Origin of the sequence: Pseudomonas lactis (genome assembly GCF_001439845.1) — a bacterium.
Taxonomy (GTDB): Bacteria; Pseudomonadota; Gammaproteobacteria; order Pseudomonadales; family Pseudomonadaceae; genus Aquipseudomonas; species Aquipseudomonas lactis.
The window spans coordinates 156,318-171,321 of the sequence record NZ_JYLO01000014.1 but is presented as its reverse complement, the minus strand read 5'-3'; the positions used below and the strand labels follow the sequence as shown (position 1 = coordinate 171,321).

The window sequence follows — 15,004 nt, the reverse complement described above, 5'->3', positions numbered from 1 at the left end:
AATACAGGCGCAGATCGAAAAGAAAAAACCGTATCAGATCACCGCGCAGCGCCTGGGCCGTGGCTTTTCAAGCGAACAGTTTTTATCAAGATCAGCGCCATGGCCGCTGTCCGCCTTGAGCGTCACCTGAGACAGACACGGCATTTGCCCCTAAGATAGCGCCCACTGCACAACAATAAGCGTGGGCCGACCCTCGATGGAAAGACGCCAGTTCAGCGGTGGCATGCAAGGCAAGAACCTGCGCTACCTCAGTGATAACCCTCAGCAATCAACCTCGGTCACCCGTGTCGGTTTCCTGCTGCTCGAACACTTCTCCTTGCCGGCGTTTACCCAGACCCTCGATACGCTGGTGACCGCCAACCTGTTGCGCCCCGATCTGTTCGCTACGCGCACCTTCGGCTGGGGTGAGGGCGAAGTCATCAGCGACCTGGGCCTGGTCATTCGCCCGGATGCGAACCTGATGCTGGCGACGTTGCAGGACTTGGACCTACTGGTAATCTGCGGTGGTTTTCGCACCGAACTCAAGGCCAGCGAGCCGTTTATCCAATGGCTGCGCAGCGCGGGTGAAGCGGGCGTGCGCCTCGCCGGTTTGTGGAACGGCTCGTGGTTCCTCGGGCGTGCGGGGCTGTTGCAGGGTTACCGCTGTGCCATCCATCCCGAGCATCGCCCGGCATTGGCCGAAGTGTCCAAGGCGGCGCAGGTCACCAGCGAGCCCTACGTGATCGACCGCGATCGCCTCACTGCGTCCAGCCCCTCGGGGGCTTTCCATATGGCCTTGGACTGGATCAAGAGCCTGCATGGCAAAGCCTTGGTTGAAGGCATCGAAGATATCCTGGCGTTCGAAGAGTCGCGCTACCGCCGCATCAAACCCACCGAAAACATGTGTGTCAGCGCGCCGTTGCGCGAGGTGGTGAAGTTGATGGACGCCAACCTCGAAGAGCCTCTGGAACTCGATCAACTCGCCGTCTACGCCGGCCGTTCCCGCCGCCAGTTGGAACGCCTGTTCAAAGAACAGCTGGGCACCACGCCGCAACGCTACTACATGGAACTGCGCGTCACTGAAGCGCGACGCCTGTTGCAGCACACCGAGTTATCCCAGGTGGATGTGCTGGTGGCGTGCGGGTTTGTCTCGCCGAGCCATTTCAGCAAATGCTACAGCGCGTATTTCGGCTATCGCCCCTCGAAGGAGAAGCGGTTGGTCAAGTAGCCCACATTTGGTTTTCGGTGTTTTCAGAAACGATCCAGCCGATAAGGCTGTAATTCTGGCACACGCTCACCCGCCGCAAGCTGCCCAACCCTCTCGGCCGTCACCGCTGCTTGTGTCAGCCCCAGATGCTGGTGACCGAACGCAAGCAGTACCTTGCCCTCGCACACCCGGTCAATGATTGGCAGTGAGTCGGGCAGGGAAGGGCGAAACCCCATCCAGGGTGTGGCTTCGCTGTGGCTCAAGTCGTGTCGGAACAGCCCTTTGCTCAACCGGTGCAGCTGCCAGGCGCGTTGCATATTGGCCGGGCGGTCGAGGCCGGCGAATTCGACCGTGCCGGCCAGGCGCAGGCCACCGGTCATGGGCGTCATGATGAATTTGCGCTCCAGCGAAGTGACCGCGAAGGGCAGTCGTTGTTGTTCTTGGGGCAGCATCAGGTGGTAACCGCGTTCGGTGTCCAGTGGCACTTGTTTGCCGGTGAGTGCAGCAGTGAGTTTGGCCGAGTGGGCGCCGCAGGCGATCAGCACGTGCGGTGCTGTCATTACGCCTTGGTCGGTCATCAGGGAAACGCCGCTGCCCTCCAGGCGCGCATCCAGAACCCGCTGCTGAAGAAATTGCACCCCCTCGGCCTTGGCTGCGTTCACCAGTTCGCCAATCACCGTGTACGGGTCCAGAAAGTGTCCGGTAGCCGGGAAGAACAAACCGCCTTGTATGGCGTCGCTCAGTTGCGGCGCAGCCTTGCGCACCGCATCGCCGCTCCAGGACTCCACGGCGACGCCTTGCTGCCTCATGCGTTGCTGCACTGCATCCAGTGCAGCGCGGGATTCGGCGCGCTCAAACACCAATAGCGAACCGTCTTCACGCAGCAATTGAGCTTGTCCAATCGATTGCAGCAAGCGTTGCCACGCGCCCAGGCTGCCTTCGTTCAGCGCGCGAAGGCCGGCCACGGTGCGCTGATAACGCGCTGGCCGCAGGTTCAACAGCAGGCGGATAAACCAGGGCAGGGCGCGGGGCAGGTAGGCCCAGTCCAGGCGCAGTGGGCCCATGGGGTCCAGGAGCATGGCGGGCAAGCGCTTGAGGATTGACAGGTCGGCGATGGGGAAGACTTGCTCCGTCGCCAGGTGGCCCGCGTTGCCGTAGGAGGCGCCCATGCCGGGTGCCTGCGCGTCGAGCACGACGACTCGCCGGCCTTGGCGTGCCAACTGCAAGGCGCAGGCGACGCCGATAATGCCGGCGCCGACTACTACGATGTCTGCTTGATTGGGATCGGCCATGGTTATGCTTCTCGTTGGCCGTCGAGCAGGCGCCGCAACCGCAGCGGGTTGTCGTGTTGTAGGGCGGCGGGCAGCAAGGCGTCCGGGAAATCCTGATAACACACCGGGCGCAGGAACCGCAGAATAGCCGCCGTGCCCACCGAGGTACTGCGCGCATCCGAAGTCGCCGGAAAGGGCCCGCCATGCACCATGGCGTCGCACACTTCTACGCCGGTTGGCCAGCCATTTACCAGCAGGCGCCCAGCCTTGCGTTCCAGCACCGGCAGCAGCGCCCGTGCCTGGGGCAGGTCTGAGTCATCCATCTGCAGGGTGGCGGTGAGTTGGCCTTCCAGGTGTTCGGACACCTGGCGCATGTGCTCGACATCGCGGCATGCCACCACCAGCGAGGCGGCGCCGAATACTTCGGCTTGCAGCTGTTCGTTGTTCAGGAACGCCTCGGCCTGGGTCACGAACAGATGGGCCTGGCCCAGGTTCGGCCCGGTCGCTGGCATGCCCTTGGCGGCGATGTTGGCGTGCTGGGCCAGGGCCTTCACGCCGGTTTCATAGGCGCTGAAAATACCCGGTGTGAGCATGGTCTGGGACGGGCAACGCGAGAGCCGCTCACTGGCGGACTGGATAAAATGGTCCAGAGCGGCGCCTTGCAGGGCGATCACCAGGCCAGGGTTGGTGCAGAACTGGCCGGCGCCTTGGGTCAGCGACGCCACGAACCCTTCGGCCAAGGCTTCGCACCTAGTTTCAAGTGCAGCAGGAAACAGGTATACCGGGTTGATCGAGCTCATTTCCGCGTACACCGGGATCGGCTCCGCGCGTGCCTGCGCCGCTTGGCAGAGGGCAATGCCGCCACTGCGCGAACCGGTAAAGCCCACAGCCTTGATGCGCGGGTCGCTCACCAGTGCGATACCCACCTCGTTACCCGCACCATAGAGCAGTGAAAACACACCCTCCGGCAAACCGCAGTGTTTCACCGCCTGGGCGATGGCGCGGCCCACCAGTTCGCTGGTGCCGGGGTGGGCGTTATGCGCCTTGACGATCACCGGGCAACCGGCGGCAAGGGCCGACGCGGTATCGCCGCCCGCCACGGAGAAGGCCAGAGGGAAGTTGCTGGCACCGAACACCGCCACCGGGCCCAGAGCGATATGGCGCTGGCGCAGGTCGGCGCGGGGCAGAGGTAGGCGCTGGGGCTGTGCGGTATCGACGCGCACGTCGAGCCATTCGCCCAGGCGCACGGTGCGCGCAAAAGCGCGCAGTTGCCCGCAGGTACGGCCGCGTTCACCTTCAATGCGTGCGCGAGGCAAGCCGGTTTCGGCGCAGGCGCGTTCGACCAGCTCATCACCCAAGGCTTCGATGTGGGTGGCGATCGTTTCAAGCAACGTGGCGCGATCTGCCAAGGGGGTTTCGCGGTAAGCGTCAAACGCGGCCCACGCGAGTGCGCAGGCCTGTTCTACGTGCTGCTCATCCCCGCCAGCGTAGGCGGGTTCCAGTGGGGCGTTGGTGGCGGGATTGATCGCGCGGATCGCATCGCGATGGCCGGATATGGATTGCTGACCGATCAGCAGCTTGCCTGTCAGAGTCATGGTGAAATCCTGGAAAACAAAAGAGGTGTTGTAGGAGCGAGCTTGCTCGCGAAAAACGTGCCTACAACGCGTTCGTTCAGGGTGAGCGCGTTATCGTTAACGTTCTTCGCGAGCAAGCTCGCTCCTACAAAGAATCAAGCGGCGTTCTGTTCTGCCGACCAGTTGGCATACCACTGGCGGAACAGCGCGTATTGCTGCTCGGCATAGCGGCGCTGGGCCGCGCTGAGCGCGTCGGTTTCGTTGAAGTGCAGGGCGTAACCCTGGTCGCCGTTGAGCACCATCAAATGCTTGTAATACAGCACCAGGTCGCAGCCCTCGTCGAACGATGACAACACCGCTAGCGCAGCTTCCAATTCGCGGGCCTGGCGACGCGCCTTGGCATCGCCCTTGGCGGCCTTTTTGCTCAGGGCTACCAGTTGCAGCACTTCGCGTGGTAGTGCATTGCCGATGCCGGTAATGGCGCCGGTGGCGTTGCAGTTGACGAAGCCGTGGACCACTTGGGTATCGACGCCGACCATCAGGGTCACATCATCATCCTGGGAGGTGATGTTTTCGGCGGCGTAGCGCAGGTCGGCGGCGCCGCCGAACTCCTTGAAGCCGATCAGGTTCGGGTGTTCGCGACGCAGTTCGAAGAACAGGTCGGCGCGGGTGGCGAAACCGTAGTAGGGGCTGTTGTAGATCACCGCCGGCAGGTTGGGGGCGGCGTTGAGGATCGCTGCAAAGTGGGCCTTTTGCGCAGTGACCGAAGCCCCTCGGGACAGCACGCGGGGAATCACCATCAAACCATGGGCGCCGACTTTGGCGGCATGGGCTGCGTGGGATACGGCTTCACGGCTGTTCACCGCACCGGTGCCGACGATGGTTGGCACACCCGCCGCCACCAGGCGCGCCACGCCTTCCTGGCGCTGGGCCTCGGTGAGTAGCGGCCAGTCGCCCATGGAACCGCAATACACCACGGCACTCATGCCGATGTCGATCAGCTCGCGGCCCTTGGCGACGAGGGCGTCGAAGTCTGGTTGGCGCTCGGCGGTGCAAGGGGTCATCAGGGCGGGCATGCAGCCGGTGAAGATGTTGTCGCTCATGGTGCTAACTCCGGTTTCAGTTGAATTGATCAAGGGCTCAGATGCCCCAGGCAAACGGGTCTTGTTCGTCGATCAGCAGGGTGCTGTCGGCGGTCATGTAGGCGCGGCCGGTGATGAAGGGGCGTACGCGTTCGCCGTCCCACTCATAGCGGCCGAGGAATTGGCTGCCGGTGATGCTGGCTTGTACCCAGGGTTCTCCTGCGGCGAGTTTTGCGTCGGCGGCCAGGCAGGCGAGCTTGGCGCTGGTGCCGGTGCCGCAGGGGGAGCGGTCATAGGCTTTGCCAGGGCACATCACAAAGTTGCGGCTGTCGGCGTGGGCGTCGTCGGCGAACAGTTCGATATGGTCGATCAGCGCACCGTCTGCGCCACGGATGCCTTGGGCTTCGAGGGCCTTGAGCATCGCCCAGGTGTAGTCGGTCAGGGCCTCCACGTTATCCATCTGCAACTCATGGCCGTGGTCCGACACCAGGAAGAACCAGTTGCCGCCCCAAGCGATGTCGCCCAGCACCACGCCGTGCCCAGGCACCTCAACCGGCACCTGTTTGCGATAGCGGTAAGCGGGCACATTGCGCAGGGTCACGCTGCCGTCTTCGTGCAAGGTGGCCGCGACCGGGCCGACCGGCGTGTCGAGGCTGTGCACGCCCGGTTGGATCAGTCCCAGGTGGTGCAGCGAGGCAACCAGGCCGATGGTGCCGTGGCCGCACATGCCCAGGTAGCCGGCGTTGTTGAAGAAGATCACCCCGCAGGTCGCCCCCGGCGTGACGGGCGCGCAGTACAGCGCGCCCACCAGTACATCGTTGCCCCGTGGCTCCAGCAGGCAGGCGCGGCGCCATTGATCGTGGTGGGTGCGCAGGTGTTCCAGTTGGCCGGCGATCGTGTCGCCAACCAGCGCGGGGAAACCGCTCATGACCAGGCGCGTAGGTTCACCGCCGGTGTGCGAGTCAATCACGTGCAGCCGTTTCATAAGGCGCTCCATCAGTGGGTGGTCGGGGACAGTGGGGCGCTGTAGTGCGCGTCGCTGACGGCTTCGCTTTCATCCTCTTCCTGCTCCAGGCGCACCAAATGGGCGGGCACGCCGGTGGCGGCGCCCCAGTAGTAGATGCCCAGGGCGCAGGCCGCCACCACCAGGGTGTCAAACGGGTGGCTGATCACACCGATGCCGCCAAAGCTGCCGAGTTTGGAGAGCAGGATGGTCACGGCGTAGAAGCCGATCAGCCAGGCCGAAGAGCGCACTTGTTGCTTGAGGTTCAGGTGCGCGGTCGGCACCCAGCGTGCACACAACAGGTACACCACAAACATCAGGATTTGCAGGCCCAGCAGCCAGGACACCGTGCTCCAGCCCGACCAGTACACGATCAGCGCAGCGATGATGAAGGACAGCGGGCCCAGCACCGCCATGCCCTTGACCCGAAACGGGCGCGCCATGTCGGGTGCATTGCGGCGCAGGGCGGCGACCGTCACCGGGGCCACGGCATAACTGAGGATTAGGGCTGCGGACACCACGTTGATCAGCGCTTCCCAGGACGGGAACGGCAAGGTCCAGAACACCGACAGCCCAAAGGTCAGCCACAGCGCCGGGCGCGGGATGCCGGACTTTTCATCGATGCGCGTGAAGACCTTGAAGAAGGTGCCGGTCTGCGCCCAGCCATACACCACGCGCGGGGTGGCGTTCATGTAGATATTGCCGCAGCCGCTGGGGGAGATCACCGCATCGGCCACCACCAGGTAGGCCAGCCAGCCCACGCCCAGCGCCAGGGCGATATCGCGATAGGGCAGGGCCAGTTCCTTGCTGATGCCGGCCCAGCCATTGGCGAGCATTTCGGTAGGCACGCCGCCGAGGAACGCGGTTTGCAGCAGCACATAAATGGCGGTCGACAGCAGGACCGAGAGGATCAGGGCGATGGGGATGGTGCGCTGTGGATTTTTCACTTCGCTGGCCACCGAAATGATCGGCGTGAGCCCCAGATAGGCAAAGATCACCCCGCCTGCGGACACGGCCATCTCGATGCCCGACAAGCCGAACGGTGCAAAGCCATGCACCTGGAAGTTCGCAGGCTTGAAGAAGGTGAACAGCACGCCGATCACCAGCAACGGCACGATGAACTTGAACACGCTCACCAGGTTATTGGCGATGGCAAAGGTCTTCACGCTGCGGTAATTGAGCACAAAGAACAGGCACAGCAAGGCAAATTGCACCAGCCAGCCCAGGGTGGTCGGGTCGCTGGAGCCGGCCTTGGTCAGCTGGGGAAACCAGGCTGCCGCATACTGGCGCGAGGCGACCACTTCAATCGCCACCAGGCTGGAAAACGCGATCAGCGTGATAAAGCCCATCAGGTAGCCCAGCAGCGGGCCATGGGAGTACACCGGGTAGCGCACCACGCCACCGGCGCGGGGCAGGGCGGCGCCGAGTTCACAGTAGACAATGCACAGCAGCAGCACGGCGAAACCACCGAGCAACCAGGAAAAAATCCCCGCCGGGCCTGCGATGGCAGACACGTGGCTGGCGGCGAACAACCAACCCGAACCGAAGATGGCCCCCAACCCGATAAAGGTGAGGTCCATCAGTGACAGCTGTTTCTTGAACTTGCCTTGGCCTGACATAGCGGCGCCTTCTTGTGAGTTATTGGATAGGCATGCAGTGGCGCTATCCTGAACCCACAGGCCTGGCTGAGGATTGATGTTTTATGCGGCGATGGATGACGAATTCAGCACAATTTGCCGCGCTCGACAGCGCTCGCCCCATGGCGCAATCTGCTGGCTGTCGACGAATAAAAGGGCAGATAAAGTCATGTTGCAGAGCGCGTTCGCGAGCCTTTTCCAGGGCAGCCGACCCCACAGCATCGAGCAGTTATTGAGCGGGGTAGAGCAGTTGCTGCCGATGCTTGATGTACTGCCCAATGCCGCGATTTTCATCAAGGACATCGACGCCCGCTACGTGCTCGCCAACCGTACCCTGGTGCAACGCTGCGGCCTCAAGCAGCTGCAACCGCTGCTGGGCAAGACCAGCGCCGAAGTGTTTCCCGCGCAATTGGGCCCCGGCTATACCGAACAGGACCGTCGTGTGCTGAGGCAGGGCCTGGTGTTGGAAGACCAACTCGAATTGCACCTCTACGGCACCCGCGAACCCGGCTGGTGCCTGACCCACAAGTGGCCGCTGTACAACCGGCTCGGTGCGATCATCGGCCTGGCCGGGATCTCGGTAGACCTGCAATCAGCCAGCGAAACCCACCCGGCCTATCAGCGCCTGGCGGCGGTGGACGAACACATCCGCAGCCACTTCAACCGCCGCGTCACCCTGGGTGAATTGACCCGCATCGCCGGGATTTCCGTGGCGCAACTGGAACGTTACTGCAAGCGCGTGTTCCACCTCACGCCCCGGCAAATGATCCAGAAAGTCCGGCTGGAACATGCCCGGCGGTTGTTGCATACCGAGTTGCCGATTACCGAGGTGGCGCTGCAATGCGGGTATACCGACCACAGTGCGTTTACCCGGCAGTTCAAGTCTTCTACCGGCTTCACCCCGAGGCAGTACCGGCAAGCCACGCAAGGCGGCAGCGCAGGTGAATGTCTTCTGTAGGAGCGAGCTTGCTCGCGAAAAACCTCAACGATAACGCGGGCGTCCTGAATCAACGCGGCGCCTGTGGGTTTTTCGCGAGCAAGCTCGCTCCTACAGGGTAAGCGTTCTATTGCGATGCAACGAATGGCGCCCACGCTCCTCATATGCTTACACCGACCCTTTTCACCACGACAGGTACCGAGCTTATGACCGCGGCGAATAACGATCATGTGAACTGGCTGGTGCAACATTCCATGCTCCACGCAGCGCGGCAGCGGGCCAAGCTTTATTCGGGGCAAGGGCGCTTGTGGCAGCAGCCCTATGCGCAGACCCGGCCGCGTGACGCTTCAGCCTTATCGTCCGTGTGGTTCACTGCCTACCCCGCGTCGATTGTCACCCGCGAAGGCGGCACCGTACTGGAAGCGCTGGGGGACGAAACCCTGTGGCATACCCTGTCGAAGATTGGCATCCAAGGCATTCACAACGGCCCGTTGAAGAAGTCCGGTGGCTTGTCTGGTACCGAGCACACGCCGACCATCGACGGCAATTTCGACCGCATCAGCTTCGACATCGACCCGCAACTGGGCACCGAGGCGCAGTTACAGGCATTGACGCGCATGGCCGCCGCGCACAATGCGGTGATCATCGACGACGTGATCCCGTCCCATACCGGCAAGGGCGCGGACTTTCGCCTGGCTGAGATGGCCTATGAGGACTATCCGGGGCTCTACCATATGGTGGAAATCCGTGAGGAAGACTGGTCGTTGCTGCCGGATGTCGCCGAAGGCCGCGATGCACAGAACCTCAGCCCGCAACAGGTGGATGCGCTGCGCGACAAGCATTACATCGTCGGCCAGTTGCAGCGGGTGATCTTCTTCGAGCCGGGGGTAAAGGAAACTGACTGGAGCGCCACGCCGCAAGTGGTCGGCGTAGACGGCAAACCACGGCGTTGGGTGTACCTGCATTACTTCAAGGAAGGCCAGCCGTCGCTCAATTGGCTGGATCCCTCGTTCGCGGCTCAGCAGATGATCATCGGCGACGCGCTGCACGCCATTGATGTGATGGGCGCGAAGATCCTGCGCCTGGACGCCAACGGGTTTCTCGGTGTAGAGCGCAAGTTGGACGGTACGGCCTGGTCGGAAAGCCACCCGCTGTCGATCACCGGCAACCAGTTGCTCGGCGGGGCGATTCGCAAGGCCGGTGGTTTCAGTTTCCAGGAACTCAACCTGACTGTGGACGACATCGCCTCCATGTCCCATGGCGGCGCCGACCTGTCCTATGATTTCATCACCCGGCCTGCCTACCAGCACGCGTTGTTGATGGGCGACACAGAATTTCTGCGCCTGATGCTGCGCCAGATGCACACGCTGGGTATCGACCCAGGATCGCTGATCCACGCGCTACAGAACCACGATGAACTGACCCTGGAACTGGTGCACTTCTGGACGCTGCACGCCCACGACAGCTTCATGTTCCAGGGGCAGACCTTCCCCGGCAACATCCTGCGCGAGCATATCCGCGAGCAGATGTACGAACGCCTGACCGGTGAACATGCGCCGTACAACCTCAAGTTCGTGACCAACGGCGTGTCCTGCACCACGGTCAGCATCATCACTGCGGCCTTGGGTATTCGTGACCTGGAGGCGATCACCCCGGCGGATATCCAGCAGATTCGCCAGATCCACTTGCTGCTGGTGATGTACAACGCCATGCAACCTGGGGTGTTTGCCTTGTCCGGCTGGGACCTGGTGGGCGCACTGCCGTTGGCGGCCGAAGACGTGGCGCACCTGATGGCCGATGGCGACACGCGCTGGATCCACCGTGGCGCCTATGATCTGGTGGACCTGAACCCCGACGCCGAGCTGTCGGCGGGGCAAATGCCGCGCTCCAAAAGCCTGTATGGCAGCCTGAACAGCCAACTGCAGGATCCAGAGTCCTTTGCCTCCCAACTGCAAAAAATCCTCGCCGTGCGCCGCGCCTACGACATCGCCGCCAGCCGGCAGATCCTGGTGCCGGATGTCGAGCATCCCGGCTTGTTGATCATGGTTCACGAACTGCCGGCGGGTAAGGGCACGCAAATCACTGCGTTGAACTTCGGTGCCACGCCGATCACCGAAACCTTGCACCTGCCCAACATCGCACCGGGGCCGGTGGTAGATATCATCAATGAGCGGGTGGAGGGAGATTTGACCGAGGAGGGCGCGTTCACGATCACGCTGGACGCTTATGAAGGGCTGGCGTTGCGGGTGGTGAGCAGCACGCCGATGTAAATCGCCTGTAGGAGCGAGCTTGCTCGCGAAAAACGTCAACGATAACGCGTGCTTCCTGAATAAACGCGGCGTTTGTGATTTTTTCGCGAGCAAGCTCGCTCCTACAGGGTAAACCAGACGATCAGTGGTGCTTGTTCTTGTGCTTATGCTTGTTGCCTTTGTGCTTGCCACCACTTGAGCGATGACCGCTCTCGTCATCGGCCAGGTTGTTACCCAACGCGCCGCCGGCTGCGCCGCCCACGCCCGCGCCAATGGTCGACCCGGTGCTACCGCCCAGGCGATTACCAATCAGCGAGCCGCCCGCCGAGCCCAAACCGCCGCCAATCGCCGCTTCGGTTTTATTACCTTTTTGCGCACCCACCGCACTCCCGGCTGCGCCACCTACGCCTGCACCGATGGCTGCACCGGTCGAGCCACCGAGCTGTTGGCCGACCACATTGCCCAACACGCCGCCTACACCGCCGCCCAGCGCGGCGGTACCATCTCCAGCGGCCAGGGCGCCTTGGGAGATCAGGATGCCCAATGCCAGGGCCGGGAATGTCATTTTCATTTTTTTGTACCTCAAGGGCTGTCTCAGGCGCTCACGGGGTAAAGCACGCCTGGCAATGTGATTAGAGCACAGGCCGCCGCACTAGGGTTTCGGTGTTCGCCCCTTGCGCAAGAAAATTTTTATCAACCCTCTTGAATTCCTTTTGCGCGTCCATAAATTTTTGATCACGCGATGCCGAATCCGGGTCGCGTACTAAATCACTTGGAGAAACTCAGGAGATTTTAAAATGGCTACTACCCTGTCGTTGGCCCCACTGTTCCGTCAATCGGTGGGCTTTGATCGCTTCAATGACCTGTTCGAGTCGGCGCTGCGCAGCGAGGCTCCGAATTCCTATCCACCTCACAATGTGGAAAAGCACGGTGACGACGCGTACCGCATTGTCATCGCCGTGGCTGGCCTGACCGAGGAGGATCTGGATATCCAGGTCGAGAGGGGTGTATTGACGGTTTCTGGCGGTAAACGCGAAACCGACGATAAGGTCGCTTACCTGCACCAGGGCATTGCCCAACGTGCGTTCCGGTTGTCGTTCCGCTTGGCGGACCATATCGAAGTACGTGGCGCATCCCTGACCAACGGTTTGCTCAACATCGACCTGCTGCGTGAAGTGCCTGAAGAGGCCAAGCCAAAACGCATCATGATTGGTGGCGAGGCCAAACCTGAACTGCGTCAGGTCAGCTTGCAGTAAAACAATCGGCGGTAAAAAAGGCGCTCTGCGGAGCGCCTTTTTTGTGTGCGCTGCAAACCCAGGCCCGCTAAGCCTGGGTATTGGGCGCAAACAACTGCCTGGCCTCGGCAAAGCATTTTTCTGCGATGGCCGAGCGCGGTTCGGTCTTGCGCATCACCATGCCCAGGGGGGCAAGGACGCTGGCATCCGGCAGGTGGATAAACGCCAGGTTCTCAATCGGGCTTTCCAGGCCACTGTCCAACGGCATGATCGCGCAGCAGAAGCCTTCGTGAATGGCCTGGAACAGTTGATAGGTGGAGTCGCTTTCCAGAATCGGCTGGGGATCGAGACCGCGGCTGCGGAAACTCAGGTCGATGGATTTTCGGTAGTGCATGCCATTGCTGATCATCCCCAGAGGCAGTCCGGCGGCTTCTTCCCAGCTCATCTGGGTGCCTTCGAAGTGGAAGTGGCGGGTGTCGTACAGCAGCCCGACACGGGTTTCGCCCAGTTCGAAAAACTCCAGGTAGTTGGGGCTGACGTGGTCCAGGTAGCACACGCCGAGGTCCAACTGGTTGGTGCCCAGGGCTTCGATGATTTTGTCCGAACTCATGGAGGTGAGGCTGAACTTGAGTTCCGGGAAGCTGTGGGACAAGCCCTGGATGAAGCTGATCGGGTTGAAGCCGCTCAGGGGCACCAGGCCCAGGCGCAGGTTACCGACTAACTGGCCGCGACACGCAGCGGCTTCGGCGAACAGGCCGTCGTGGGCGGCGAGTAAAGTCCTGGCCCAGGCCAGCACGCGTTCGCCGGCCTGGGTGAAGCCTTCGAAGCGTTGGCCACGGGTCACCAGTTCCAGGCCCAGTTCTTCCTCCAGGTTGCGCAGGCGCATCGACAGGGTGGGCTGGGTGATGTTGCAGCGGGCGGCGGCCTGGCCGAAATGGCGGGTCTGCTCCAGCGCGATCAGGAATTTAAGTTGTTTGATGTCCATGAAGGCACCTGCCTGGAAATAAGTGAACGGTCATGATTGGCGCAAGTGCCTGAAATCCACGGGATGGAGCCGATGATCGCATTGTAACGACCGGCACGTCCAAGTGCCCTTGCCACCGTGCGGCTGCATTGTTCCATTTTTGAGATGGAGCGGCCCGTTTCAGCCACTACCTAACCCTGAACGCGATGATTAAGGTGGTTCCACTGTTTTTTTGGGTGGGCCTGCTGACACACGTCCAGGTCGTTGCCCAAGCGTGTCTGTACAGGAAGTGCAGGCACGGCCGGGCGCAGTTCCGGCGCACACGCCAGGGAGGTATCGCCAAGCAAGAGGAAATGCAAATGACTGCATCAGGTAACGCTGCAAACTTCAATGGTCAAAAGCCGACGATTGACCCCGCTGACACCGCCATGTTGCTGATCGACCACCAGAGTGGTCTGTTCCAGATCGTCAAGGACATTGATGTTCCTCAATTGCGCGCCAACGCCATCGCGCTGGCCAAGGCCGCAACCCTGCTGAAAATACCGGTTATCACCACCGCTTCGGTGCCGCAAGGACCCAACGGCCCGTTGATCCCGGAAATCCACGAAGCCGCGCCGCACGCCCAGTACGTGGCCCGCCGTGGCGAAATCAACGCGTGGGACAACCCGGAGTTTCATGCCGCCGTCAAAGCCACCGGCAAGAAGACCCTGGTGATCGCCGGCACCCTGACCAGCGTGTGCCTGGCGTTCCCATCGATTGCGGCGGTGCATGAAGGCTACAAGGTGTTCGCGGTGGTCGATGCCTCGGGCAACCACTCCAGGCTGGCCACCGACCTGACCGTTGCACGCCTGGCCCAGGCCGGCGTGGTGCCGATCGACATCATGGGCACGCTGTCGGAGTTGCAAGGCTCCTGGAACCGCCCGGATGCCCAGGAGTGGGCCAACGTCTACACCCAGGCCATGCCGCACTACCAGCTTCTCATCGAGAGCTACGTCAAGGCTCAGGAAGTGGCAAACAACCACGAAGTACTAGACTCACAGCGCAAGTAAACACGCTGGGTTCTTTACGGGGCGCCCACTCGGGGCGTCACCTTCTTTATCAGGAGTACCACGATGTCTACACCTTACGTTCGCTTGGACAAAGACAACGCCGCTGTGCTGTTGGTCGACCATCAGGCCGGCTTGCTGTCACTAGTCCGTGACATCGACCCGGACAAATTCAAGAACAACGTGCTGGCCCTGGCTGACTTGGCCAAGTACTTCAAGCTGCCGACCATCCTCACCACCAGTTTCGAAACCGGCCCCAATGGCCCGCTGGTGCCCGAGCTCAAGGCACTGTTCCCGGATGCGCCGTACATTGCGCGCCCAGGCCAGATCAACGCCTGGGACAACGAAGACTTCGTCAAGGCCATCAAGGCCACCGGCAAGAAACAATTGATCATTGCCGGCGTCGTGACCGAAGTGTGCGTGGCGTTCCCGGCGCTGTCGGCCCTGGCCGAAGGCTTTGAAGTGTTCGTGGTCACCGACGCCTCCGGCACTTTCAACGAACTGACCCAGCAGTCCGCCTGGGCCCGCATGTCGGCCAACGGCGCGCAACTGATGACCTGGTTTGGCCTGGCCTGTGAGCTGCACCGCGACTGGCGCAACGACATCGAGGGCTTGGGGACGTTGTTCTCCAACCACATTCCGGACTACCGCAACCTGTTCACCAGCTACAACGCCTTGACTGAAGGCAAGTAAGCCCGAGCATGGGGGCTGTGCTGCGACAGGCAGTCCTCATTTCAACCTAGCACCAGGTGCGTTCAGATGAGCATGAACCGGTTTCCAGCTAACGACCTGTTATGAATTGGGCGCAGCTTTTGACCAA

At 61.8% G+C, this 15,004-nt stretch carries 13 protein-coding genes; 6 read left to right on the top strand and 7 right to left on the bottom strand.

Going from position 1 to position 15,004, the window contains the following annotated elements:
• The first annotated feature begins 223 nt into the window (after positions 1-223).
• Positions 224-1,207, top strand: coding sequence for a GlxA family transcriptional regulator (locus tag TX24_RS23950; RefSeq protein ID WP_044274164.1), 984 nt, complete (start codon positions 224-226; stop codon positions 1,205-1,207).
• Between the two features lie 23 nt (positions 1,208-1,230).
• Here TX24_RS23950 and TX24_RS23945 read toward each other — a convergent pair whose 3' ends face one another.
• The 5 genes from TX24_RS23945 to TX24_RS23925 form a co-directional block, all read right to left on the bottom strand.
• The gene (locus TX24_RS23945; RefSeq protein WP_057711376.1) at positions 1,231-2,478 is read right to left on the bottom strand and encodes an NAD(P)/FAD-dependent oxidoreductase; all 1,248 of its coding nucleotides are present in this window, start codon (positions 2,476-2,478) and stop codon (positions 1,231-1,233) included.
• A 2-nt stretch (positions 2,479-2,480) separates the two neighbouring features.
• Entirely contained in the window at positions 2,481-4,052 is a 1,572-nt protein-coding gene (locus TX24_RS23940) for an aldehyde dehydrogenase (NADP(+)) (protein WP_057711374.1), read from the bottom strand.
• A 134-nt stretch (positions 4,053-4,186) separates the two neighbouring features.
• Positions 4,187-5,134, bottom strand: a complete 948-nt coding sequence (locus TX24_RS23935) for a dihydrodipicolinate synthase family protein (RefSeq protein WP_003191556.1) — start codon at positions 5,132-5,134, stop codon at positions 4,187-4,189.
• Positions 5,135-5,171: 37 nt separating this feature from the next.
• The gene (locus TX24_RS23930) at positions 5,172-6,098 is read right to left on the bottom strand and encodes a 4-hydroxyproline epimerase (protein WP_057711372.1); all 927 of its coding nucleotides are present in this window, start codon (positions 6,096-6,098) and stop codon (positions 5,172-5,174) included.
• Positions 6,099-6,109: 11 nt separating this feature from the next.
• Positions 6,110-7,735 carry an APC family permease gene (locus TX24_RS23925; RefSeq protein WP_057711369.1) on the bottom strand — a complete coding sequence of 542 codons (1,626 nt, stop codon included), beginning with the start codon at positions 7,733-7,735 and terminating at the stop codon, positions 6,110-6,112.
• Positions 7,736-7,922: 187 nt separating this feature from the next.
• On the opposite strand from TX24_RS23925, the gene TX24_RS23920 reads away from it, so the two are divergent.
• Positions 7,923-8,711: an AraC family transcriptional regulator gene (locus TX24_RS23920; RefSeq protein ID WP_003191551.1), complete on the top strand. Its 789-nt coding sequence runs from the start codon at positions 7,923-7,925 to the stop codon at positions 8,709-8,711.
• Between the two features lie 185 nt (positions 8,712-8,896).
• Positions 8,897-10,960: a maltose alpha-D-glucosyltransferase gene (gene treS / locus TX24_RS23915; RefSeq protein ID WP_057711367.1), complete on the top strand. Its 2,064-nt coding sequence runs from the start codon at positions 8,897-8,899 to the stop codon at positions 10,958-10,960.
• Positions 10,961-11,081: 121 nt separating this feature from the next.
• Here treS and TX24_RS23910 read toward each other — a convergent pair whose 3' ends face one another.
• The gene (locus TX24_RS23910; protein ID WP_003191547.1) at positions 11,082-11,510 is read right to left on the bottom strand and encodes a glycine zipper domain-containing protein; all 429 of its coding nucleotides are present in this window, start codon (positions 11,508-11,510) and stop codon (positions 11,082-11,084) included.
• Between the two features lie 226 nt (positions 11,511-11,736).
• Between TX24_RS23910 and TX24_RS23905 the strand changes: the two genes are divergently transcribed.
• The gene (locus tag TX24_RS23905; protein ID WP_003191546.1) at positions 11,737-12,195 is read left to right on the top strand and encodes an Hsp20 family protein; all 459 of its coding nucleotides are present in this window, start codon (positions 11,737-11,739) and stop codon (positions 12,193-12,195) included.
• Positions 12,196-12,262: 67 nt separating this feature from the next.
• On the opposite strand, the gene TX24_RS23900 is transcribed toward TX24_RS23905, so the two are convergent.
• Positions 12,263-13,159, bottom strand: a complete 897-nt coding sequence (locus TX24_RS23900) for a LysR family transcriptional regulator (protein ID WP_057711366.1) — start codon at positions 13,157-13,159, stop codon at positions 12,263-12,265.
• Between the two features lie 338 nt (positions 13,160-13,497).
• Between TX24_RS23900 and TX24_RS23895 the strand changes: the two genes are divergently transcribed.
• Both TX24_RS23895 and ycaC read left to right on the top strand, forming a co-directional pair.
• Positions 13,498-14,187 (top strand): isochorismatase family protein, encoded by a 690-nt coding sequence (locus tag TX24_RS23895; protein ID WP_003191543.1) that lies wholly within the window; start codon positions 13,498-13,500, stop codon positions 14,185-14,187.
• A gap of 63 nt (positions 14,188-14,250) precedes the next feature.
• Complete coding sequence (gene ycaC / locus TX24_RS23890; RefSeq protein WP_003191542.1) at positions 14,251-14,877, top strand: isochorismate family cysteine hydrolase YcaC; 627 nt, start codon at positions 14,251-14,253, stop codon at positions 14,875-14,877.
• The last annotated feature ends 127 nt before the right edge of the window (positions 14,878-15,004 follow it).

Bases quoted from the DNA above. Each gene is read 5' to 3' on its own strand.
- TX24_RS23950 (WP_044274164.1), top strand. From the start codon at position 224: ATGCAAGGCAAGAACCTGCGCTACCTCAGTGATAACCCTCAGCAATCA.
- TX24_RS23945 (WP_057711376.1), bottom strand. From the start codon at position 2,478: ATGGCCGATCCCAATCAAGCAGACATCGTAGTAGTCGGCGCCGGCATT.
- TX24_RS23940 (WP_057711374.1), bottom strand. From the start codon at position 4,052: ATGACTCTGACAGGCAAGCTGCTGATCGGTCAGCAATCCATATCCGGC.
- TX24_RS23935 (WP_003191556.1), bottom strand. From the start codon at position 5,134: ATGAGCGACAACATCTTCACCGGCTGCATGCCCGCCCTGATGACCCCT.
- TX24_RS23930 (WP_057711372.1), bottom strand. From the start codon at position 6,098: ATGAAACGGCTGCACGTGATTGACTCGCACACCGGCGGTGAACCTACG.
- TX24_RS23925 (WP_057711369.1), bottom strand. From the start codon at position 7,735: ATGTCAGGCCAAGGCAAGTTCAAGAAACAGCTGTCACTGATGGACCTC.
- TX24_RS23920 (WP_003191551.1), top strand. From the start codon at position 7,923: ATGTTGCAGAGCGCGTTCGCGAGCCTTTTCCAGGGCAGCCGACCCCAC.
- treS (WP_057711367.1), top strand. From the start codon at position 8,897: ATGACCGCGGCGAATAACGATCATGTGAACTGGCTGGTGCAACATTCC.
- TX24_RS23910 (WP_003191547.1), bottom strand. From the start codon at position 11,510: ATGAAAATGACATTCCCGGCCCTGGCATTGGGCATCCTGATCTCCCAA.
- TX24_RS23905 (WP_003191546.1), top strand. From the start codon at position 11,737: ATGGCTACTACCCTGTCGTTGGCCCCACTGTTCCGTCAATCGGTGGGC.
- TX24_RS23900 (WP_057711366.1), bottom strand. From the start codon at position 13,159: ATGGACATCAAACAACTTAAATTCCTGATCGCGCTGGAGCAGACCCGC.
- TX24_RS23895 (WP_003191543.1), top strand. From the start codon at position 13,498: ATGACTGCATCAGGTAACGCTGCAAACTTCAATGGTCAAAAGCCGACG.
- ycaC (WP_003191542.1), top strand. From the start codon at position 14,251: ATGTCTACACCTTACGTTCGCTTGGACAAAGACAACGCCGCTGTGCTG.